We start from the raw sequence: 23,319 nt of genomic DNA, 5'->3' as shown, positions 1-23,319 counted from the left end.
AAAAAATAGCCTTTACACTACCTTAAAAGTTTCACCATTAAATTCTACAATGTCACCTCTATATAATTTTTTTCCTCTTTGAGTACAAACTTCACCGTTTACTTTTACTAATTCATCTAAAACATACATTTTAGCTTCTGAACCTAATGATGCTGCCCCACAGAATTTTAAGAATGAATCTAATTTTATAAATTCAGTTTGAATTTTAACTTCCATAGTTTTATCTTTCTTGCATATATATACGTTTATTATGCAAGTTCCTCCTATCTTACTAATCTAACAGGTAAAACTAAATATTTTGAATTATTCATATTTTTTCCTTTTATTACACAAGGAGTTATACCTGATGTCATTTCCATGACAATTTCATCTTCTTCCATAATCTTAAGAACATCCAATAAATATCTTGAGTTAAATGCAATTTGAACCCCTTCTCCTTGCAGACTTATCGCAACTTCTTCTCTTACTTTTCCCAATTGAGAATTAGAAGTGATAATTAAAATGTCTTCTTGTACATCTAATTTGATTAAGTTACTATTTCCATCTTTAGCCATTAAAGAGGCTCTTTCAATTCCATTTTGCAGTTCTTGCTTTTTAACATTAACAATTAGTTTATGTTCTTGAGGTAAAAGTGAATTATAATTTACAAATTTACCTTCTAGTAATCTTGAAATTACTTTTGTAGTTTTTAAATTAAATAAAATATGATTGCTTGTGAAGGTAATTTCAACCAAATCTGAATTATCTTCTAAAATTTTAGATACCTCATTTAAAGTTTTTCCAGGAATTACGACTTCTATGTCATTATCTATATCTAAAAGTTCATTTCTGATGGCCAATCTATATCCATCTAATGCAACTAAGTTTAATTGTTTATCTTTTACTTCAAAAAGAATACCTTGAAGTATTGGTCTTACTTCATCTTGAGCAATAGCAAATGAAGTACCTTTTATCATATTTTTTAATAGATTTTGTGGAACTTCAACTTTTAAATCCTCGTTTATTGTTGGTAACATTGGATAATCACTTGGATTCATGTATACCAAGTTAAATACTGACTTTTCACAAGTAACTTGTATTAAATCATTATCAGCTATTTCTATTTTTACATCTGAGTTTGGTAGTTTTCTAATAATCTCACCAAATAATCTAGCATCTAAGACTATTTTTCCAGCTGTAGTAACTGTAGCTTCTACTTTAGTTTCAATACTTACATCCATGTCTGATCCAATAAGTGTTAAACCTTCATCATTAGCCTCTATGTAAATACCTTCTAAAATTGGCATTGTAGTTTTTCCAGTTATAGCCTTAGTTACTATAGAAATACCTTCTTGTAATTTTTGTTTTGAACATATGAAATTCATAAGACAACCTCCTAAAGTTATGCACAGTTATGCACATAGATTTATAGACAATATATATAGATAATATAATATAATTATTAATAATAATAGTAGTAGGGCATGTGGATATGTGGATAACTATCATAAACACTGATTTTTTCTATGTTTATAAGAAAAAAATACTGTGGATAAGTTGGTGACAAATTTGAGCACTTATCCACAATATCCACACACTAATAATTTTTAAAAAGATATCCACCTATTATTCACAGGTTATTATCAACAGGTGTGGATAACTTTATTTTTGAGTTATTTTTTTAGTTATGTCATCTATTGTACGTTGCAGGCTTTCATCGCTTTTTAAGCCTTCAGAAATCTTTTCATAAGCATGAATAACCGTTGTATGATCGCGTCCTCCAAATTCTTCACCTATCTTAGGAAGGGACATATCTGTAAGCTTTCTGCTTAAATACATGGCTATTTGTCTAGGGTATGCAATATTTCTTGTTCTTCTTTGAGATTTTAAATCTTCTACTCTTAAATTAAAATAAGCTGCTATTACATCTTGAATAAGATCAATAGTAATATTTTTATTTTGCTTATTTGAAATAATATCTTTTAATGCTTCAGTTGCTAAATCAACGGTAATTTCTCTATTGGTTAGAGAAGAGTACGCAACTATTCTTATTAGTGCACCTTCTAACTCTCTTATATTAGATTTAATTTTTGTAGCAATATAAACCATAACTTCATTTGGAACGTTTAATTTTTCTACATCGGCTTTTTTCTTTAATATAGCCATTCTAGTTTCAAAATCAGGCGCTTGTATATCAGCTATGAGCCCCCATTCAAATCTAGAACGAAGTCTATCTTCAAGTGTTGGAATCTCTTTTGGTGGCCTATCAGATGATAGAATTATTTGCTTATTAGCATCATGTAGAGTATTAAATGTATGGAAGAATTCTTCTTGCGTTCTTTCCTTACCAGCAATGAATTGAATATCATCGATTAAAAGAACATCTACACTTCTATACTTAGTTCTAAATTCCTCGTTTTTATCATCTTTAATAGAATTGATAAGTTCATTAGTAAATTTTTCAGAAGAAACGTAAACTACTTTAGCGTTTGGGTTTCCTTGAAGTATGTAATGACCTATTGCATGCATTAAGTGAGTTTTTCCAAGTCCAACGCCTCCATAAATAAATAGAGGGTTATAAGCTTTAGCTGGCGATTCTGCAACAGCTAAAGATGCAGCATGAGCAAATCTATTACTGTTACCGATAACAAAAGAATCAAAGGTATATTTAGGATTTAATGTACTTGACATTTCATCGCTTACAGTAATGCTCATTGAATCTTTATGGCTTTGCTCGCTTGAATCTGCTGGTGTATTAGAATTAGCTTCTTGGATCTCTGATTCAGTAAGAAATTCAACATTGTACTGCTTAGAGCAAGCTGAATATATTGAGTTTATTACTAAATCTTTATATCTTTTTTCTAATATATCTTGAGTGAAGACATTAGGAACACTGATTTTAATAGTATTGGATGAAATTGATATAGGCTCACAACTTTTGATCCAGGTATTAAAACTAACTTCAGACATCTCGCCTTTAATAATATTTAGGGTATTTTCCCATATTTTTTTTAAATCAGTTTCCATATAGCTTATCCTCCAAAAAAAATTATAAACAATTTAGTCACAGGTTAGTCACAAAGTTATCAACAGAGACAAGCTGCTGTTAATAAAGTGAATAAAAGTTATTCACATGTTGACAAATATGTAGATAACATAATTATAATATATTTATCCACAGATATGATATATGTAATTTTAAACAATAAAAAAAGTGCATAAAGCCAGTAAATTCGACAATACTACATACTGTATAACAAAATATCAAATAAATTTGAACAAGTTATACACAAAGATATCCACAATTGTGGATAAGTTGAGTTATTCACAAACTTATTCACACTTATGTTAATAATATCATATATACATGTGGATTTTCAATAAGTTATCCACAATTTTTAAAACTGTGCATAACTTTATCAACATGTCCACGTCATTTAATTCATATTGACACGAAAAAGGTAAGTATATATAATAATAAGGTAAATTTTAATTTAAGAAGATATAGTTTTTACTATAGAAATTTAGCTTAAAGGGGGTGCATTGTTAATGTTCATGACATACCAACCAAAAAAGAGACAAAGAAAAAAGGAACATGGATTCAGAAAGAGAATGTCTACTGCATCAGGAAGAAACGTTCTTAGAAGAAGAAGACAAAAAGGTAGAAAAAAATTAACAGCATAAGGGCCGCAGATGTGGCCTTTTTCTGCATATGCAGATAGTTAAGGAGCGTATAATATTACTTATGATATATAAATTAAGAAAAAACGCAGAATTTAGACTTGTTTATAAAAGAGGAAAGTCCTATGCTAACAACTTATTGGTACTATATATTTTTCCTAATAAGAAGAATAAGGATGATAATAATCTTACTTATAATAAATTAGGGATATCTGTTAGTAAAAAAGTAGGTAATAGCGTAGTTAGAAGTAGAAGCAAGCGATTGATATATGAAGCTTATAGATTAAATTATCATGAACTAAAGCCAGGATATGATTATGTATTTGTAGCTAGAAGTGCTATAAAGGATAAAAAATATTCTGATGTGGAAGGGGCTATGAAAAATTTATTTAAAAAGGCAGGAATATATTTGTAATGAAAAAAGTGCTTTTGCAAATAATAAATTTATATCAAAAATATTACTCTCCAACAAAGCCTGCTAGATGTATTTTTATACCATCTTGTTCGCAGTATGCTATGGAATCAATAGAAAAATATGGTTCCATTAAGGGGAGTTGTATGGCTATCAAAAGAATTTTAAGGTGTAATCCTTTTAACAAAAACGGGGGATATGATCCTGTAAAATGAGGAGGTTATTTTGAATGTGGAGTGCTATAGTAAATGGAATGACTGCAGTCTTCAGTGCGTTGCATAATTTTATAGTATCTTTAGGGATACCAGAAAATAAAGAAGGTCTTTCTTATGTATTAGCGATTTTTATATTTACATTAATAATAAGATTGCTGATTTTACCACTAAATATTAAGTCTACTAGGTCAAATGCAAAAATGCAGGAAATACAACCTGAATTAAAGAAGATCCAAGCAAAGTATGCTAATGATCCTCAAAAAATGCAATTAGAGACTTCAAAACTGATGAAAGAAAATAATGTAAGTATGTTTGGAGGATGTCTTCCTGCATTATTACCATTACCTATATTATTTGCTTTATATTATGTATTTAGAAATATACAGCCAACTGATGGTGCTGATTTATCTTTCTTATTCATAAATAATGTATTTGCTATGCCAACAAACATGTTTAACTTTACTTCAATAATACTTGGTATATTTGCTGCATTAAGTACTTATATACCATCATTATTATTAAGTAAGTCAATGGCTAGCAATACTGAAGATAGCCCAATGAATATGGCAACAATGAACATAGTTATGGCGGGAATGATGGGCTTCATGGCACTTCAATTTCAACCAATACTAGTTATTTACTGGATAATTGGAGGTATTATTCAATTAGTTCAAACATATTTTATTAATTATTTGCCAGCTAAGAAAAAAGCTGAAGAAAAAGCTAAACTAGAAGCAGAAAAAAAGGTATATGCACCAAAGTCTAAAAAGAAAAAGAAATAAGTTAATACTTATAGGTGGTGAATAGACTATGAAAACAATAGAAGTCAATGGTAGAACTGTTGATGAAGCTTTAGAAACTGCTTTAAAGGAATTAAAGGTTGATAAAGATAAAGTAACTGTAGAGGTAATTGATGAAGGTAGTAGAGGTTTTTTAAATCTTATAGGTGCAAAACCAGCTAGAATCAAGGTTACTATTAAGAGAAATGCTGCAGAAGATGCCAAAGAATTTTTACATGATGTGTTAGAAGCTATGGGAATAAATGCAGAATTAGAAATTAAAGAAGAAAAAGGATTACTATCTATCAATATTAGTGGTGATAAGATGGGATTAGTTATTGGATATAGGGGGGAAACCTTGGATTCATTACAATATCTTACTTCTTTAGTTGTTAATAAGAATCATGAAAATGAATATATGAGAGTTTCTTTAGATACAGAACATTATAGACAAAAAAGAGAAGAAACTTTAATAAGGTTTGCGCAAAAGATAGCATATAAGGTTAAGAAATCTGGAAGACCTTATAAATTAGAACCAATGAATCCATATGAAAGAAGAATAATTCATTCTGCTTTACAGGAGTATAATGATATAAATACTTATAGCGAAGGTGAAGAGCCATTTAGAAGAGTAGTTGTAAGTATTAAAAGATAGTGAAAAAAGGTGCCGTTTTGGCACCTTTTTTCATTTTTTGTTTTTTTGACTTATATAAAATAGTCTTGTAAAATGAATATTAGCTAATTTAGGGTATAATAACTAATAAAATATATTCTAAGGAGGATATATAAATGCGAGATTTTGATACAATATGCGCTATTGCTACACCTATTGGTGAAGGTGGTATTGCAATAATAAGAGTTTCAGGTGAAAATGCATTAGAAATAGTATCTAAGGTATTTAGAGCTAAAAGTGGAACTGATATAAAGAACATGAAATCATACACTATGAAATATGGACATATTTATGATGGTGATGACCTTATAGATGAAGTAATAATAAGTTATATGAAAGGACCTAGAAGCTTTACAGCAGAAGATGTAGTTGAAATAAATTGCCATGGTGGAGTAGTTTCAACAAATAAGGTTCTAGAAAGCATAATTAAAGCTGGGGCAAGAATTGCTGAACCAGGAGAATTTACCAAGAGAGCTTTCTTAAACGGAAGAATTGATTTATCACAAGCAGAAGCTGTTATGGATCTTATAAGAGCTAAGACAGATTTATCTATGAAGTCTGCTTTAATGCAAAGTTCAGGGTATTTATCAAGACATATCAATAAATTAAGAGAATATATGCTTAATGTAATGGCTTTAGTTGAGTTTGCAGTAGATTTTACAGAGGATGATGAAGAAATAGATCCAAGTATCCCTAAAAACGTGGAAAAAAGCTTAAAGAGTGGTATTGAAGAAATGGAAGTGCTACTTAAAGGAGCAGATGCAGGAAAGATTATTAGAGAAGGATTAAGCTTAGCCATTGTAGGTAAGCCAAATGTAGGAAAGTCTTCTTTGTTAAATGCATTGCTTAGAGAAAAGAGGGCAATAGTTACTGATATAGCTGGTACAACTAGAGATATCATAGAAGAGTACATAAATTTAGATGGAGTGCCAGTAAAAATTATAGATACAGCAGGTATCAGAGAGACAGAAGATGTTGTAGAAAAGATTGGTGTAGAAAGATCTAGAGAAAAGTTAGAAGAAGCTGACTTAATATTATTAGTAATGGATTCATCACGAGAAATAAGTGAAGAAGATAAGGAAATAATAGAGCAAGTTAAAGGTAAGAAAACAGTTTTAATATTAAATAAAATTGATTTAGAGCAAAAACTTGATGAAAAATATATCAAAGATTTTGAAAATATAATCAGAATATCTGCCAAGGAAGAAATAGGATTAGATGAACTAAAGCAAAATATAAAAGATTTATTCTTTAGCGGAGCTATTGAAACAGAAAGTCTTATAATTTCTAATTCAAGACATAAGCAGGCATTGATAAGAGCATTGGAAAATGCAGAAGAAGCATTGGTAAGAGTACAAAGAAATGAATATTTAGATTTAATTTCAATATATGTAATGTCTTCTTTAAAAGCATTGAACGAAATAACAGGTAATGAATTAGAAGAAGATTTAGTTAATAAAATTTTTGGCGATTTCTGTGTAGGAAAGTAGGAGAAATAAGAAATGAAACATAAATATAAATACGATGCAGGAGAATATGATGTAATTGTTGTTGGAGCAGGTCATGCAGGGTGTGAAGCATCACTTGCTTCAGCAAGAATGGGATTAAAAACATTAGTATGTACTATTAATTTAGATTCTATAGGATTAATGCCTTGTAATCCTAATATAGGAGGAACTGCTAAAGGTCACTTAGTTAGAGAAGTTGATGCTTTAGGAGGAGAAATGGGGGTAAATATTGATCATACATTTATCCAATCAAGAATGCTTAATACATCAAAAGGTCCGGCAGTACATTCTTTAAGAGCACAAGCTGATAGAAAGAAGTATCAAGAAAGAATGAAATCTATCTTAGAAAAGCAAGAAAACTTAGATGTAAGACAATTAGAAGTAATAGATATTGAAGTTGAAGATGGAAAAGTAGTTGGTGTATTAACTAGAAATGGTGCATTCTTCAAATGTAAAGCTGTAGTACTTACTACAGGAACATATTTAAGAGCTAAGATAATTATTGGGGAAACTACATATAATAGTGGACCAAATGGATTAGCAGCAGCCAATGAATTAACACAAAGTTTAATGGATTTAGGAATTTCTACAAGAAGATTTAAAACTGGAACTCCAGCAAGAGTTAATATGAGATCTATTGATTTTTCTAAAATGGTAGAACAACCAGGTGATGATAAAATTGTACCATTTTCATTTATGCATGATAATGTGGATAGACCACAGGTATCTTGTTGGCTAACTTATACAAATGAAGAAACTCATAATATAATAAGAGATAATATTGATAGATCACCTATGTATAATGGATCTATTGAGGGGGTAGGCCCAAGATATTGTCCATCAATAGAAGATAAGGTAATGAAGTTCCCAGATAAGAATAGACATCAAATATTTATTGAACCAGAAGGAGAAGATACATTAGAAATGTATGTAGCTGGTATGTCATCATCATTACCAGAAGAAGTACAAATTCAAATGTATAGAACATTAGAAGGGTTAGAAAATGTTGAAATAATGAGAACAGCATATGCCATTGAATATGATTCAATAGATCCAACGCAACTTAAATCTACATTAGAATTTAAAGCAATAAGTGGATTATATGGAGCTGGACAATTAAATGGAAGTTCTGGATATGAAGAGGCAGCTGCACAAGGATTAGTTGCAGGGGTAAATGCTGCACTTAAGGTTCAAGGAAAAGATCCAATGATTTTAACTCGTTCTGATGGATATACAGGAGTTTTAATTGATGACTTAGTAACTAAAGGAACTAATGAACCATATAGAATGATGACTTCAAGAGCTGAATATAGATTAATTTTAAGACAAGACAATGCTGACTTTAGATTAACTGAAATAGGAAGAGCTGTAGGATTAGTTTCAGATGCTAGATATGAAAGATTCCAAGAAAGAAAAACAGCTGTTGAAAATGAAATAGAAAGACTTAAAAACTTACAAATAACAAATAAGAAAGAAGTTAATGAATTTTTAGTAAGTTTAGGCTCAGCAGAACTTAAAAAGCCTATAAGTATGTATGAGTTAATTAAGAGACCAGAAGTTGATTATTTCTCATTAGCACCTTTAGATCCAGAAAGACCAGAACTTAAAGAAGATATTGGTGAACAAATGAACATTATTTCTAAGTATGAAGGATATATAGAAGCACAAATGATTCAAGTAAACCAATTTAGAAAATTTGAGAAAAAATTATTACCTGAAGATATAAATTATAATGATGTTAAGGGTCTTAGAATAGAAGCTATTCAAAAATTAGAAAAGATTAGACCAGTAAGTTTAGGGCAAGCTTCAAGAATTTCAGGAGTTTCTCCAGCTGATATTTCAGTTTTAGTAATTTACTTAGAAAATCAAAGCAAAAAGAAAAATAAGGAGGTCTAATATGAGATTTTTTGAAGAATTAAAAATAGCAGCTAATGATGTAAATCTTGAATTAAGTGAAAAGCAATATGAGCAATTTATTAAATATATGAGACTTGTTCAAGAATGGAATGAAAAAATAAATTTAACAGCCATAACAGAAGATGAAGAGTTTATTAAAAAGCATTTTATTGATTGTATAAAGGCATTTAAGTCTAAAGCTATAGCAGAAGCTCATACGATAATAGATGTAGGGACAGGTGCTGGTTTTCCAGGAATACCTATAGCTATTATGCATCCAACTGCAAAAATAACTCTTTTAGATTCATTAAATAAGAGAATTAACTTCTTAAATCTTGTAATTAAAGAGTTAGGACTAACTAATGTTACAACAATTCACTCAAGAGCAGAAGATGGAGCAAGAAATCCAGAACTTAGGGAAAAGTTCGATGTGGCTACTTCTAGAGCAGTAGCAAATATGGCTGTATTATCAGAATTTTGCATGCCATATGTAAAGAAAAATGGGCATTTTGTTGCTTTAAAGGGGCCAGCTATAGAAGAAGAATTAGAAAATGGAAAAGCAGCTATTAAAATATTAGGTGGAGAGCTTAAAAATATAATAGAAGTATCTATCGAAGGAACAGATTTAAGACATAATATAGTTGAAGTATTAAAAGTTAGGGAATGTAATAAAAAGTATCCTAGAAAAGCTGGAACAGTAAATAAAAATCCATTAAAATAAAATGTTTTATAAATTCTATAGCACTTTCTTTTTAGTAAGCGCTATAGAATTTATAACAATAATATAAAATGGTTAATAAATTATTGTTTTTATACCTAAAAATCAATAAAAAAGGTGGACACTAGCGTGTCCATTTTTTAAATTAAGGCTAATTAAATTTTTATATACAAGTATATAAAAAATTACGGAAGTGATTAACTGGTGAAGCGTTAATTTTTAATTTGCATATGGGTTAATTTCAAAATAGATTTTACAAATCTATTTTGAATTGTTTCACGTGAAACAATTTACCGAAATTTTATAGTGTCTGTACTTTTATTATGTAAAAAAACTATATATAATATAAAGAGGAGAGGGGGGATTAATCCCAGAAATTAGGGAGTTTTATGAAGAAGATATGTATTTTTAATCAAAAAGGCGGAGTAGGAAAAACTACAACAAATATTAATCTATGTGCATGTTTAGCTATGGAAGGATATAAAGTATTAACAATTGATATAGATCCCCAGGGAAATACTACAAGCGGATTAGGGTTAGATAAGAAAAATCTACAATTTTCTATGTATGATGTTTTAACAGCAGATGTACCTTTAAAGGATGTTATATTAAAAAGTGAATTAATACAAAACTTATACATAGCACCATCTACCATGGAATTAGCTGGTGCTGAAGTTGAAATAATAAATAAAGAAAATAGAGAAACAATATTATTAGAGCAAATAAAAACCGTAGAAGATCAATATGACTATATTTTTATAGATTGTCCACCATCATTAGGATTTTTAACAATAAATGCTTTAACAGCAGTAAATTCAGTGTTAATACCAATACAATGTGAATTCTATGCATTAGAAGGTGTTGGTCAATTAATGAATACCATAGGGTTAATTAAGAAGTCTTTAAACCCAGATTTAGATATAGAAGGCGTATTAATGACTATGTATGATTATAGGACTAATTTAAGTAATGAAGTATATTCTGAAGTTAAAAATTTCTTTAAAGAGAAAGTATACAAATCTACAATTACAAGAAATATTAGATTAGCAGAAGCACCAAGTTTTGGCCTGCCTATAATGCTGTATGATGAAAAATGTAAGGGTGCTGATGCATATAAGGCGCTTACAAAAGAGTTTTTAGATAGACAATAGAAAGGTGATATTATGAGTAAGAAATTTGGGCTAGGCAAGGGATTAAATGCTTTAATTCCAGACGAAGTATCTAATAATATTAATAGTAAAAAAGAAAACAATAAAGATGGAGTAGCACTTATTGATATTAACTTAATAAAAAACAATAATGAACAGCCAAGAAAATTATTTGATGATGAAAAAATATTAGAATTGGCAGAGTCTATTAAACATAATGGAATTATACAGCCTATTATATTAAGAAAAGTAGGTAATAATTATATTATTGTGGCAGGAGAAAGACGTTGGAGAGCTGCTAAGCTTATAGGAATAAAAGAAATTCCTTCAATAATAATGGATTTAACAGACAAGCAAGTTATGGAAATATCTTTAATTGAAAATATACAAAGACAAGATTTAAATTCAATTGAAGAAGCAAATGCTTATAAGAAGCTTATATCAGAGTTTAATCTGACACAGGAAGAGTTAAGTAAGAGACTGGGAAAATCAAGAACGGCTATAACTAATACCATGAGATTATTGAATCTTTCTGAAGGAGTAAAGCAATATTTAATTGAAGGTGTGATTTCAGAGGGGCATGGAAGAGCACTGCTTTCAATAAATGAGGCTAATCTACAGTGTGAAGTGGCACAAAAGGTTATCGATGATAAGCTATCAGTACGTGAACTTGAAAAATTTATAAAGGATTGCAAAGAAAAGAAAGTTGCTAAACCACATAAGAAAGAAAATGAAGAGTTAAATCCATACTACAAGGATATTACTGAAAGGTTACAAGGGTATTTTGGAACTAAGGTAAATATAAGCAATAAAAATAATAAAGGGAAAATAGAGATTGAATATTATTCATATGAGGACTTACAAAGAATATTAGATATAATTAAGCTATAATGTTTCACGCGAAACATTGAAAGGGAGAAAATGAATAAATGGATAAGATATTAAATATTATTAATGAATATTCGATTTTTATAGTTTTAGGATTAGCAATAATCACGATACTATTATTTTTAATTACAATAGTATTAATGATATCAGTAAGCAAGGTTAATAAGAGATATAAAAAGATGATGCGTGGATCTAAAGGAAGAAGTATCGAGGAACTTATAAATAGTAATTTAGATAGAATTGAAGAAGCAGTACAAAACTCTCAAAAATCATTAGAAATCACCAATGGATTTGAAGAATCATTAAAAGGCTGTGTTAATAAAGTGGCAATAATGAGATATAAAGCTTTTGAAGATGTAGGAAGTGATTTAAGCTTTTCTATTGCACTTTTAGATTCACATAATGATGGTATTGTTTTAACAGGTATATATAGCAGACAAGATAGTACTACTTATGCAAAACCAATAGATAAAGGTATATCTAGATATGAATTATCAGAAGAAGAATTACATGTTTTAAATGAAGCAATGAGCAAAGAATAATATAAAAAAATCTGTATCAAACTTATTCAGTTTGATACAGATTTTTTTATTAATTTACAAAATAAGCTTATACCATTTGAAATAGAATCAGCTAAAGTCATAACAGTATATAACCTTGTATTTTGAAGTAAGGTAAAATCCATACAACCTGAAATATTTACAATACCTTTAATAGACATATTACCTATGGGTGGTAGGGATTTATTAAAGGCAGCACCAGGTGATAAAGGCTTGTTTTCAATAATTATCTTGCCTATATTATGAACTGAACCTAATGCAGCATCTATGGCAACTATATAGGGATTATTAAAATTGATTTTAATTTTATCTAATATAGTAAGTATATTGGTGGCATGAATAGGGCTTTCTAAAGAGCCATATACATATATGTTTTTGGGGATAATTGGTTTAAGTTTATAACCTATTAATGGACCCAAAGAATCTCCAGTACTTCTATCTGTGCCAATACATAAAAAAATTATGTCTCTATTATCATCGATAATGGGCTTTAAATTTTTTATGAAATATGCTTTAATCTCTGAACTTGAAGTGGGAGAAAAACCATCAATACAACACATATCTTTCATTTATTACCTCCTATAAATAATTTCAAAACAATTTCATTATTTATGAGTATGGGCATTAGAAAAACATAGTATTCAATGAAAAAAGATTTCTAATATAATTTATTTATTTTATTCAAACTATGGATAACGTATTTTATTTCTTCCATAGTATTAAAATAGCCGATACTGAATCTGACAGTTCCATTAGGATATGTACCGATGGTTTTATGAGCAAGTGGAGAGCAGTGAAGACCACTTCTATTGCTTATTCTAAAATCAGAATCTAAAATGTATGATAATTCACTTATATCTAATTTATCATGTGAAAATGATATACAAGTAGTTCCTTTTTCAGGTGATAAATCACCGTATATTTTATAGTTTGGTATATTAGATATTTCTTCTATAAGATATTTTCTTAGATAGCTATTATGTTCATATATGGTTTTAAGACCTTCTTTTCTAATAAATTTAAGGCCTTCGTTTAAGCCAACTATTCCTGGAATATTTAATGTTCCAGATTCAAATTTATCAGGTAGGAAGTCAGGTTGATTTAGTGCGTGAGAAAGACTACCAGTACCACCTAAGATAAATGGGAGGCATATTTCATTTAGCTCATCACTTATTATAAAACCACCAATACCTTGTGGCCCAAGTAAACTTTTATGACCTGTAAAAGTTAAAGCACTTAAGTTTAACTCAGAAAAATCTACAGAAAGTACACCAGCACTTTGAGCGCTATCTAAAATAAAGAATATATTATTTTCTTTACAAAGTTTTCCGATTTCTTTTATAGGTTGAATAGTTCCTAAGACATTAGAAGCATGAGTTAGAATGATAAGTTTTGTATTAGGTTTTATTAAAGTCTTAATACTTTCTACATTAATTATGCCTAAGCTATTTGCTTCTGTTATATCTAAGTCAATAATATTAGATTTTTTTAAGTTCCATAGAGGTCTTATAACAGAATTATGCTCTATAGAAGATGTAATTACATGGTCTCCTTTTTTTAATATGCCATTTATAAGTATATTAAGGGATGAGGTTATATTATTAGTAAAGATAACATTTTCTATCTTAGGAAAATTAAAAAATGAAGCGATGTTTTCTCTTGTATCAAAGACATATCTATTTGATTCCAAAGCATTGGTATGATTAGAACGTCCACTATTTCCACCAATATTAGCTAAGAAATTATATATAGAATCACATACCGCTTTAGGCTTAGGAAAAGAAGTACTAGCATTATCTAAATAAACATTCATAAAAAACTCCTTAAAGTATATTAATATAAAAAATCAAAAAATTTCCTTTATAAATTATAATAGAAGAAAAATTTAAAAAATCAATAGCAAAATATTTTGTATATATTGAAAAATAAGTATAATATACTATGGGTATTAAATAACTGTAAATATGCCATCAGGGAGTGATATAAAGATGAAATATTATATAATAGTATTTAAAAATACATTAGATGCTATGAGCGGAGAAAAAACTGTGAAGGAAATGGGATTATCATTTAGAATGATGCCTACACCAACCTCAATAACTCAAAGCTGTGGTTTATGTGTACGATTAGATGATGAAGAAGCAGTAAATAAAGTGATAAATGAAGGAAATATATCTTATAAGAATATATATAAGAGAGAAAATAATGAATATTCAATGGTAAGATAAATACTAAAAAGGAGGGGTAGGAAATGATAGATAAGTTTGACCTTGGAGATATAGTTGAAATGAAGAAGCAACATCCTTGTGGTAGCAAAGAATTTGAAGTGATTAGGCTAGGTGCTGATATAAAAATAAAATGTGTAGGTTGTGGGCGAATAGTGATGCTTCCAAGGGTAAAGTTCCAAAAAGAAGCAAAAAAGGTTATAAAATAAAGACAAATAAAATAAAAAAAACTTGAAAATAAATATTTATAGTGATAAAATTTTAAATTGTAATCCCTGCTACACAAAGTGTAGCCGTGAGTCCGAGGGGAGGAGGTGAAAATGATGAGAAAGTACGAAACTATATTTATATTACACCCATCATTAGATGAAGAGGCTGTTAAAGCTAACATCGAAAAGTTCAAAGGTGTTATAGAAAATGGTGGAGGAACTATCGAAAACGTAGATTTCTGGGGTAAGAGAAAACTTGCTTATGAAATTGCTAAAGTTAACGAAGGTTTCTATACTTTAATAAACTTTGAAGCTAACACTGAATTACCAAAAGAATTAGATAGAGTATTCAGAATTACTGATGGTGTTATAAGACACATTGTTGTTAAACAAGAAAACTAATTAGGTGGTGTTTTAAATGAATAAGGTAATACTTATAGGAAGATTAACAAAAGATCCAGAACTAAGATATACTCCTGGTAATGGAACGGCTGTTACCACCTTAACATTAGCGATTGATAATTACAACAGTAAGACTGGGGAAAAATCTGCTGACTTTATTCCTGTAGTAATATGGGGAAAGCAAGCTGAGAACACTGCTCAATACATGAGTAAAGGTAGTCAAATTGCTATAAGTGGTAGAATTACAACTAGATCTTATGATGCAAAAGATGGCACTAAGAGATATGTAACCGAAGTTGTTGCTGATACATTTAACGGTGTATCCTTCTTATCAAAAGGTAATGGAGGAAGCAATAACGGTGGTTCATTCAACGGTGGCGGTTCTGATTATTCACATTCTGCAGATGATGTATTTGGCGGAATGGGCTTTGATAATGACATGACTCCAGTAGATGATGGAGATATGCCATTCTAAGGAAATATCTAATTTTATAAAAAAGGAGGTAAGACAGATGAGAGATATGAAAAGAAACGGAAAAATGAGAAGATCTAAGAGAAAAGTATGTGCTTTCTGTGTTGACAAAGCTGAATCAATAGATTACAAAGATGTTAACAAATTAAGAAAATTCGTTACTGAAAGAGGTAAGATTCTTCCAAGAAGAATTTCTGGAACTTGTGCTAAGCACCAAAGAGAATTAACTTCTTCAATAAAGAGATCAAGAAATATAGCTTTATTACCATTCACAACTGAATAGTAATAAGTTTAGGAGTCCCTGATTTTTCAGGGGCTTTTATTTTTTTACAAAAAAATAAAATATTTACATATTATGTAACTGATAAGTCTATTTAGTTGCATAAATTATAAAATATTATTAAAATAAATATACAAGGGTATAAGGGAGGGGGAAGTTGTGAAAAAAGAAGAGTTAAATATTATGGCTAATATGAAAATGATAGAAGAGCTTAAGGCAAATTTATTATGTATAATAGGTGAATTATATTCTCTTTTAGCAAGAGGAAGTAGTGCAGCTCAAGATGCTATTTTAAATTGTATTTCTGGGGCCATTTTAATATTATATGTATTAGCACAAAAATTAGGGTATAGCTGCAATGAAGTAGATGATGATATGAGTAAAAAATTAAAAATTGGCATAAATGAAGGCCATTCATATGAAAAAGAGGGGAAAAATCTAAGTAAGCTTCAAAATCACCTTAAAAAAAGGTATTAATATAAAATTAGGAGGCTTTTAATGAAAGAAAGGCTACAAAAGTATGATATTTTTTTAATATGTGCTGTAATAATTTTAGCAAGTATTATTTCTTTTTACACATATAATTTTTTTCTAGCAACTATTTTTTTAGTAATACTGCTATATGTTATTTTATATGAAACGATAAATATAAATAATACAAATGATCAGTCAAGTTTAATAACTTCCAAAATAAAGCTTAATATAAATGATAATATTTCAGATATGTCATACCCCATTGCTTTAATACATGAAAATGGTGAAATCATATGGGGTAATAAGAGATTTAAAAAAGAATTAAGCAATAAAGATATAGAAGAACAAAATATCTTATCTATAGCAAGAGATTTAGACTTACAGAAATTATTAAAGTGTGATAAAGATTTAAAACAGCGAGTTAAAATTAAAGAAGGATTTTACAGTGTATATGCAAATCAAATAAAATATGATGAAGATAAAGAAGATAATTTATATATAGTTTATTTTATTGAAGTGAGCAACTTAAGAGACTTGTATGCTACAAAGGAAAGCATAGTACTTATAGAAGTAGATAACTTATCAGAAGCTTTGGAAAGAACTGAAGAAAATAACAGACCTATGCTTGTAGCAGAAGTGGAAAAAGCCATAAATGCATATGGACAAAAGCTTAAGGCTATGATTGTAAAATATGAATCAAATAAGTATGTTTTATCAGTACAAGATAAGTACATAAATGATGAAATAAATTGCAAATTTGATATACTAGAAAAAATATCAGGCATTGATATAGGAAATAAGTTAGAAGTTACCTTAAGTATAGGTGTTGGAAGAGGCGGAGTATCACCTCAAGAAAACTATAACTTTGCAGTAATTGCTAAGGAGTTAGCCTTAGGAAGAGGTGGAGATCAAGTAGTTGTAAAAAATAATGATAAAATCCACTTCTTTGGTGGAAATACAAGAGAACTTGAAAAGAGAACAAGAGTTAGAGCAAGGGTTATATCCCAAGCAATTAAGGAATTAATTTTTGAAAGTAGCAATGTATTTATAATTGGTCATAAGAATCCAGATATGGATTGCTTAGGAGCATCAGTAGGCCTTTGGACTACTATCAAACAATTAGGAAAGAATTGCAATATAATATTAGAACAGGACATTAATGCCATAGAATACTATCTAGAACAATTAAAAAAGGATAGTGCATATGATAATATGTTTATCACTGGTGAAGAAGCAGAAAAATATATAAATGATAAAACACTTTTAATAATTGTTGATGTTCATAATAAAGGCTATGTTAAAAATATAGATTTAGTTGAAAAGATTAATCGAAAAATAATTATAGATCATCATAGAAGAAGCCCGGATATTATTGAAGGTGCATTATTAAATTATATTGAAGTGTATGCTTCATCAACTTCAGAAATGGTAACAGAAATAATACAATATATACTTAAAAAGCCTATTATCAAGCCTTTAGAGGCAGAAGGACTTTTAGCTGGTATTGTTATGGATACAAAATGCTTCCAGTTTAAATCAGGTGTAAGGACTTTTGATGCAGCAGCATTTTTAAGAGAATTAGGAGCAGATACTTTAGAAGTTAAAAAGATGTTTGCTGATAGTTTTGAAGATTACTTAGTTATAGCTGAAACAATTAAGAATGCAGAAGTGGAAAATAATCTTGCCATAGCTGTATGCCCAAGTTCTTCATCTAATACAGTAATTGTTGCCAGAGCAGCTGATGAACTTTTAAATATATCAGGGATAGATGTATGTTTTGTTTTAAGTGAATCAAATGGAAGTGTTGCCATAAGTGGGCGTTCTGTTGGAGATATTAATGTGCAAGTTGTATTAGAAGAAATAGGAGGTGGAGGTCATATGAATATGGCAGGGGCTAAGTTAAATATGCCAATGGCTGAAGCATTAAGCCTTCTTAAAGAATCTATAGCTAGAAATATTAAAGAATAAAAAAGTTCATTATTTTAACATAGAGCTATTAAGAAAGAGTAAAATTATAGATATAATTATAATAAAAAAGACAATAAAGAATAAAACTTTAAAGGATAGGTGCATAATATGAAAGTTATATTACTACAAGACGTTAAAAAATTAGGTAAAAAAGGTGATGTTATAGAAGCATCAGATGGATATGCAAGAAATTATCTTTTCCCTAAGAAATTAGCTATGGAAGCAACTGCTAATGAATTACATGTTCTTAATGTAAAGAAAGAAAATGAAAGAAAGAAAAAACTTGCAGAATTAGAAGAAGCTCAAAAGTTAGCAGCTGATTTAAAAGGTAAGGAAGTTAATATTGAAGCTAAAGCAGGAGATGGTGGAAGATTATTTGGTGCAATAACTAATAAAGATATTGCAGAAGCTATAAATAGCAAATTCAATTTATCAATAGACAAGAAGAAAGTTGTTGTAGGTACAATAAAAGTTGCTGGAGGATATGATGTTGAAGTTAAATTATATCCAGAAGTTTCAACAAAGATGAAGGTTGTTATTGTTCCTAAACAATAAGGAGGACTAAATTTGAATTCATTTAATGAAAAATTAGATTTTAAAAATATATTAGATAGTGATTTACCTTTAGAAGCAAAAGTAAATGTACTTTTTGATATATTAAAAAATGTTCTTGATGAAGGTGCAATAAGAGCAAGGACAGTAAGATTTAAATTGCAGAAATATATTAATTCCACAGATATAAATGAAAGAATATATGCTCTAAATGTTATTGCATCAGATGGAAATGGAGCAAAGATAGTTCCAAATGATAGTGAAGCAGTAGAGGTTTTAGAAGACGTAGTATATTGGATATCAGAAAATATTGCTAAAAAGTATGTTCAAAATAAAATTGAAGTGGAAGTTGAAAAAGCTTTAGCTGAGAGACAAGATAAGTTTATGGATGAAATAAAATTATCTATCATGAAAAAGCAAAAAGGTATTGAAAACTCAAAAACTAATAGCAAGCTTGAAAGATTAGAAGCATTAGATGCTAAGAAGATTAATAAAAATGTAATGTCACTTTTAAGACCAGAAAAATTTGAAGAAATAGTCGGTCAAGAAAGAGCCATTAAGTCACTTTTATCCAAGATGGCATCACCTTACCCTCAACATATAATTTTATATGGTCCACCGGGAGTAGGAAAGACATCAGCAGCAAGACTTGCTTTAGAAGAAGCAAAGAAATTAAACTCTACTCCTTTTGATGAAGATTCAAAGTTTGTTGAAGTTGATGGTACTACTTTAAGATGGGATCCAAGAGAAATAACAAATCCACTTTTAGGTTCAGTACACGATCCAATTTATCAAGGAAGCAAGAGAGATTTAGCTGAAATAGGAGTACCAGAACCAAAGACTGGATTAGTTACAGAAGCTCATGGTGGAGTATTATTCATTGATGAAATTGGAGAATTGGATGATATTCTACAAAATAAACTTTTAAAAGTTTTAGAAGATAAGAGAGTTGAGTTTTCATCATCTTATTATGATCCAGATGATGAGAATATTCCTAAATATATAAAATACTTATTTGATAATGGAGCACCAGCAGATTTCGTGTTGATTGGAGCGACAACGAAGGAGCCGGGACAAATTAATCCAGCTTTAAGATCAAGATGTACAGAAGTATATTTTGAGCCATTATCATCAAAGGATATTGAAGGAATAGTTAATAATGCAGCTAAGAAACTTGAGGTAACACTAGAAGATGGTGTAGCACACTTAATAAGTCAATATACCATTGAAGGTAGAAAAGCTGTAAATATATTATCAGATGCTTATGGATATTCATTATATAATAAAGAAGAAGTAGAGCAAAAAGTAATTTCTTTAAAAGATGTTGAAGAAGTAATATCTATAGGAAGATATACTCCTTTTGAAATATTAAAGAATCTTGAAACTGGAGAAGTAGGCCACGTTTATGGTTTAGGTGTAAGTGGATTTCTAGGTTCTACAATAGAAATAGAAGCTACTGTATTCCATGCTAAGAAAAAAGGTGCTGGTACAATTAAGTTTAATGATACAGCAGGCTCTATGGCAAAAGATTCAGTATTTAATGCAGCATCAGTTATTAGAAAGATAACAGATAAAGATATTAAGGAATATGATATACATGTTAATGTCATTGGTGGAGGACAGATAGATGGACCTTCAGCAGGTGCAGCAATAACTATCTGTATAATCAGTGCTCTTTTAAACAGAAAGATACGTCAAGATGTAGCTATCACTGGTGAAATTTCCTTAAGAGGAAAGGTTAAGCCAGTAGGAGGAATCTTTGAAAAGATTTATGGCGCAAGAAGAAAAGGAATTAAGCTTGTTCTTGTACCAAAGGACAATGAAAAAGAAATTCCTTTAGGGCTTAATGATATAGAAGTAAGAGCAGTAAGCAATATTGAAGAGCTTATGGAAATAGTATTTGAATAAAAAACGAAGGAGCAATCCTTCGTTTTTTTAATAAATTGCTTGGTAGTTAATATATAAAATTTACTTTAAAAAGTACTACTTATGATAAGGGTAATATATTATAATAGTGTTATTGCAAAAAAACATTTGGAAGGAGGAATGCTTTATGGATGCACCTATGATGAGAAGCTTGCCACAAAGTATCGAAGCAGAACAGTCTGTTATTGGAGCGATGTTGATTGACAAGAATGCTATGGCTAAGGTATTTGAAAAGCTAGAAGAAGAAGACTTTTATAGAGATGGACATAAGGTCATATATAATGCCATTAAAGAAATGTACGCAAAAGATATGGCTGTTGATCTAGTTACATTATTAGAGCATCTTAAATCTGCGGATATGTTAGAGAAAGCTGGGGGAGTTACATATATATCAGAGCTTAGTGCTTCTGTTCCAACTACAGCTAATTTAAGTTCATATATAAAGATTGTTGAAGAAAAATCTACTTTAAGAAAACTTATAAAGACATCTACATCTATTATTGAAGAAAGTTATAATAATGGTGGTGATGTTGAGAAAGTAATAGATATTGCCCAAAAGAAAATTTTTGATTTGGCAGAAAATAAAGATTCTAAAGAGTATGAACCACTTTCATCAGTTCTAGAAAGAGGATTCATAGAAATAGAAAGACTGTTTAATAACAAGGGAGAAATAACTGGAGTTGGCTCAGGGATAAAGGATTTAGATGCCAAGACTTCAGGGTTCCAAAAAGGAGATATGGTTCTTATTGCAGCGAGACCTTCCATGGGGAAAACTACATTTTCACTGAATATTGCAGAAAATGCAGCATTGAAAGAAGGAAAAAGCGTAGTGATATTTTCACTGGAAATGTCAAAGGAACAATTGGCTTATAAGCTTTTATGTTCCCAAGCTAATATTGATATGCTAAAACTTAGAACAGGTAATTTAGATGATGATGACTGGGAAAGGATTGCCCGTGCTACAGGACCGCTTTCAAAAGCTAGAATTTACATAGATGATACAGCTGGTATTACAGTTATGGAAATGAGATCTAAATGTAGAAAGATTAAGATGGAGCATGGAATTGATATGATTCTCATAGACTACTTACAACTTATGTCTGGTAGCTCAGCAAGCGATAATAGACAACAAGAAGTATCAGAAATTTCTAGATCTATTAAGGCACTAGCTAAGGAAATGGAATGTCCAGTAATAGCGCTATCACAGTTATCTCGTGCACCTGAGCAGAGAGCTGACCATAGACCTATGCTTTCTGATCTAAGAGAGTCAGGATCAATTGAGCAGGATGCTGATGTTGTTATGTTCTTATATAGAGATGAATACTATAATAAAGAAACTGAACAAAAGAATATTGGTGAATGTATTATAGCTAAGCAAAGAAATGGCCCAGTTGGAACAGTTAAAATGGCATGGATTGGAGCTCACTCTAAGTTTGCAGATTTAGATTTAGTTCATTCAGAATAGATAGAAGAGGTGTGGATTTTAATGAAAAATAAGATGATTGGTTTTATAGGATGTGGAAACATGGGTAAAGCTATGTTAGGATCACTTATAAGTAGTGGAGAAATAAGAAAAGAAAATATAATAGTTTCAGCTAAAACAGAAGCATCTAAAGAAGTTATAGAGAAAGAATTTGCAGTAAAAGCAACTAATGATAATAAAGAAGTAGCAGCAAAAGCCAATATTATATTTTTAGCTGTGAAGCCTCACTTCTTTAAGGAAGTTATAGCAGAAATAAAAGATGTAGTAAGTAAAGATGCAATAATTGTATCTATTGCAGCAGGAATTACTATTGAACAAATAGAAGAGTATTTTGGTTTTGCGGTAAAAGTAATAAGGACTATGCCTAATACACCAGCTTTAGTTGGTGAAGGTATGTCAGCTATATGTAAAAATAAACATATTGATGAAGAGGAGTTAAAAGAAGTTTGTTCTTTATTTAATTACTTTGGCAAATATGAATTATTAGAAGAAAAAGACTTCCATGCCTTTACTGCTTTATGTGGTTCATCTCCAGCATATGTCTTTATGTTTATAGAAGCAATGGCTGATGCAGCAGTTAAGCTAGGAATACCAAGAGTTAAGGCATATAAGCTAGCAGAACAAAGTATATTAGGATCTGCTAAATTAGCCTTAGAAACAGGAAAGCATCCAGGAGAACTTAAGGATTCTGTTTGCTCACCAGGAGGAACAACTATTGAAGCAGTTTTAGAGCTTGAAAGGAAAGGCTTTAGAACTGCAGTTATCAGTGCTATAGAAAAATGTGCAGATAAATCAAAAACAATGTAATGAGCTAGTATTATCTAGCTCCTTTTTTAAAGTACAGGAAAGTATAAAATTTTCGATGGCTGAA

At 29.8% G+C, this 23,319-nt stretch carries 27 protein-coding genes; 22 read left to right on the top strand and 5 right to left on the bottom strand.

Annotation, left to right across the window (positions count from 1 at the left end):
• Positions 1-12 precede the first annotated feature (12 nt).
• The 3 genes from Q5O29_RS00145 to dnaA all read right to left on the bottom strand — a co-directional run bounded on the left by Q5O29_RS00145 (position 13) and on the right by dnaA (position 3,006).
• Positions 13-216 carry an RNA-binding S4 domain-containing protein gene (locus Q5O29_RS00145; RefSeq protein ID WP_022211004.1) on the bottom strand — a complete coding sequence of 68 codons (204 nt, stop codon included), beginning with the start codon at positions 214-216 and terminating at the stop codon, positions 13-15.
• 47 nt (positions 217-263) lie between these two features.
• Positions 264-1,364: a DNA polymerase III subunit beta gene (dnaN, locus tag Q5O29_RS00140; RefSeq protein WP_022211003.1), complete on the bottom strand. Its 1,101-nt coding sequence runs from the start codon at positions 1,362-1,364 to the stop codon at positions 264-266.
• A gap of 277 nt (positions 1,365-1,641) precedes the next feature.
• A complete protein-coding gene (gene dnaA, locus Q5O29_RS00135; RefSeq protein WP_022211002.1) occupies positions 1,642-3,006 on the bottom strand; it encodes a chromosomal replication initiator protein DnaA in 1,365 nt (454 codons plus the stop codon).
• Between the two features lie 522 nt (positions 3,007-3,528).
• Between dnaA and rpmH the strand changes: the two genes are divergently transcribed.
• The 11 genes from rpmH to Q5O29_RS00080 all read left to right on the top strand — a co-directional run bounded on the left by rpmH (position 3,529) and on the right by Q5O29_RS00080 (position 12,439).
• Positions 3,529-3,663: a 50S ribosomal protein L34 gene (rpmH, locus tag Q5O29_RS00130; RefSeq protein WP_022168296.1), complete on the top strand. Its 135-nt coding sequence runs from the start codon at positions 3,529-3,531 to the stop codon at positions 3,661-3,663.
• A 61-nt stretch (positions 3,664-3,724) separates the two neighbouring features.
• Entirely contained in the window at positions 3,725-4,075 is a 351-nt protein-coding gene (gene rnpA / locus Q5O29_RS00125) for a ribonuclease P protein component (RefSeq protein WP_022211001.1), read from the top strand.
• A complete protein-coding gene (gene yidD / locus Q5O29_RS00120) occupies positions 4,075-4,287 on the top strand; it encodes a membrane protein insertion efficiency factor YidD (protein ID WP_022211000.1) in 213 nt (70 codons plus the stop codon). Before rnpA ends, yidD begins: the two co-directional genes overlap by 1 nt.
• Positions 4,288-4,301: 14 nt before the next feature.
• A complete protein-coding gene (yidC, locus tag Q5O29_RS00115) occupies positions 4,302-5,069 on the top strand; it encodes a membrane protein insertase YidC (RefSeq protein ID WP_022210999.1) in 768 nt (255 codons plus the stop codon).
• Positions 5,070-5,097: 28 nt separating this feature from the next.
• Positions 5,098-5,721: an RNA-binding cell elongation regulator Jag/EloR gene (gene jag, locus Q5O29_RS00110; protein WP_022210998.1), complete on the top strand. Its 624-nt coding sequence runs from the start codon at positions 5,098-5,100 to the stop codon at positions 5,719-5,721.
• A 134-nt stretch (positions 5,722-5,855) separates the two neighbouring features.
• Positions 5,856-7,229, top strand: a complete 1,374-nt coding sequence (gene mnmE / locus Q5O29_RS00105) for a tRNA uridine-5-carboxymethylaminomethyl(34) synthesis GTPase MnmE (RefSeq protein ID WP_022210997.1) — start codon at positions 5,856-5,858, stop codon at positions 7,227-7,229.
• Positions 7,230-7,241: 12 nt separating this feature from the next.
• Positions 7,242-9,143 (top strand): tRNA uridine-5-carboxymethylaminomethyl(34) synthesis enzyme MnmG, encoded by a 1,902-nt coding sequence (mnmG, locus tag Q5O29_RS00100; protein WP_022210996.1) that lies wholly within the window; start codon positions 7,242-7,244, stop codon positions 9,141-9,143.
• A gap of 1 nt (position 9,144) precedes the next feature.
• Entirely contained in the window at positions 9,145-9,864 is a 720-nt protein-coding gene (rsmG, locus tag Q5O29_RS00095; protein ID WP_022210995.1) for a 16S rRNA (guanine(527)-N(7))-methyltransferase RsmG, read from the top strand.
• Positions 9,865-10,250: 386 nt separating this feature from the next.
• Entirely contained in the window at positions 10,251-11,012 is a 762-nt protein-coding gene (locus Q5O29_RS00090; RefSeq protein ID WP_022210994.1) for a ParA family protein, read from the top strand.
• Between the two features lie 12 nt (positions 11,013-11,024).
• The gene (locus Q5O29_RS00085; RefSeq protein WP_022210993.1) at positions 11,025-11,900 is read left to right on the top strand and encodes a ParB/RepB/Spo0J family partition protein; all 876 of its coding nucleotides are present in this window, start codon (positions 11,025-11,027) and stop codon (positions 11,898-11,900) included.
• Positions 11,901-11,938: 38 nt separating this feature from the next.
• On the top strand, positions 11,939-12,439 hold the full coding sequence (locus Q5O29_RS00080; protein ID WP_022210992.1) for a DUF4446 family protein: 501 nt from the start codon (positions 11,939-11,941) through the stop codon (positions 12,437-12,439).
• Positions 12,440-12,465: 26 nt separating this feature from the next.
• Here Q5O29_RS00080 and yyaC read toward each other — a convergent pair whose 3' ends face one another.
• Positions 12,466-13,026: a spore protease YyaC gene (gene yyaC / locus Q5O29_RS00075; protein ID WP_022210991.1), complete on the bottom strand. Its 561-nt coding sequence runs from the start codon at positions 13,024-13,026 to the stop codon at positions 12,466-12,468.
• 89 nt (positions 13,027-13,115) lie between these two features.
• Complete coding sequence (locus tag Q5O29_RS00070) at positions 13,116-14,270, bottom strand: aminotransferase class V-fold PLP-dependent enzyme (RefSeq protein WP_022210990.1); 1,155 nt, start codon at positions 14,268-14,270, stop codon at positions 13,116-13,118.
• A 175-nt stretch (positions 14,271-14,445) separates the two neighbouring features.
• Between Q5O29_RS00070 and Q5O29_RS00065 the strand changes: the two genes are divergently transcribed.
• From Q5O29_RS00065 to proC, 11 genes are all read left to right on the top strand, one after another.
• Positions 14,446-14,685: a DUF3343 domain-containing protein gene (locus Q5O29_RS00065; RefSeq protein ID WP_022210989.1), complete on the top strand. Its 240-nt coding sequence runs from the start codon at positions 14,446-14,448 to the stop codon at positions 14,683-14,685.
• A gap of 23 nt (positions 14,686-14,708) precedes the next feature.
• On the top strand, positions 14,709-14,891 hold the full coding sequence (locus Q5O29_RS00060) for a DUF951 domain-containing protein (protein ID WP_022210988.1): 183 nt from the start codon (positions 14,709-14,711) through the stop codon (positions 14,889-14,891).
• Between the two features lie 114 nt (positions 14,892-15,005).
• A complete protein-coding gene (rpsF, locus tag Q5O29_RS00055; protein ID WP_186835591.1) occupies positions 15,006-15,293 on the top strand; it encodes a 30S ribosomal protein S6 in 288 nt (95 codons plus the stop codon).
• 16 nt (positions 15,294-15,309) lie between these two features.
• The gene (locus tag Q5O29_RS00050) at positions 15,310-15,768 is read left to right on the top strand and encodes a single-stranded DNA-binding protein (RefSeq protein ID WP_022210986.1); all 459 of its coding nucleotides are present in this window, start codon (positions 15,310-15,312) and stop codon (positions 15,766-15,768) included.
• Positions 15,769-15,805: 37 nt separating this feature from the next.
• Positions 15,806-16,048: a 30S ribosomal protein S18 gene (gene rpsR, locus Q5O29_RS00045; protein ID WP_022168278.1), complete on the top strand. Its 243-nt coding sequence runs from the start codon at positions 15,806-15,808 to the stop codon at positions 16,046-16,048.
• 156 nt (positions 16,049-16,204) lie between these two features.
• Positions 16,205-16,522: a MazG-like family protein gene (locus tag Q5O29_RS00040; protein WP_022210985.1), complete on the top strand. Its 318-nt coding sequence runs from the start codon at positions 16,205-16,207 to the stop codon at positions 16,520-16,522.
• Positions 16,523-16,543: 21 nt separating this feature from the next.
• Positions 16,544-18,487 (top strand): DHH family phosphoesterase, encoded by a 1,944-nt coding sequence (locus Q5O29_RS00035; RefSeq protein ID WP_022210984.1) that lies wholly within the window; start codon positions 16,544-16,546, stop codon positions 18,485-18,487.
• A gap of 108 nt (positions 18,488-18,595) precedes the next feature.
• Positions 18,596-19,042 carry a 50S ribosomal protein L9 gene (rplI, locus tag Q5O29_RS00030; protein WP_022210983.1) on the top strand — a complete coding sequence of 149 codons (447 nt, stop codon included), beginning with the start codon at positions 18,596-18,598 and terminating at the stop codon, positions 19,040-19,042.
• Positions 19,043-19,090: 48 nt separating this feature from the next.
• Positions 19,091-20,947, top strand: coding sequence for a Lon family ATP-dependent protease (gene lonC / locus Q5O29_RS00025; protein WP_370545587.1), 1,857 nt, complete (start codon positions 19,091-19,093; stop codon positions 20,945-20,947).
• A gap of 145 nt (positions 20,948-21,092) precedes the next feature.
• The gene (locus Q5O29_RS00020; RefSeq protein ID WP_022210981.1) at positions 21,093-22,430 is read left to right on the top strand and encodes a replicative DNA helicase; all 1,338 of its coding nucleotides are present in this window, start codon (positions 21,093-21,095) and stop codon (positions 22,428-22,430) included.
• Positions 22,431-22,451: 21 nt separating this feature from the next.
• A complete protein-coding gene (gene proC / locus Q5O29_RS00015) occupies positions 22,452-23,255 on the top strand; it encodes a pyrroline-5-carboxylate reductase (protein ID WP_022210980.1) in 804 nt (267 codons plus the stop codon).
• Positions 23,256-23,319: the final 64 nt, after the last annotated feature.

This window comes from Clostridium sp. CAG:265 (genome assembly GCF_000436575.1).
GTDB lineage: Bacteria > Bacillota > Clostridia > Clostridiales > Clostridiaceae > Clostridium > Clostridium lentum.
The sequence above is the reverse complement of the archived record's forward strand: the minus strand, read 5'-3'. Positions and strand labels throughout refer to the sequence as shown.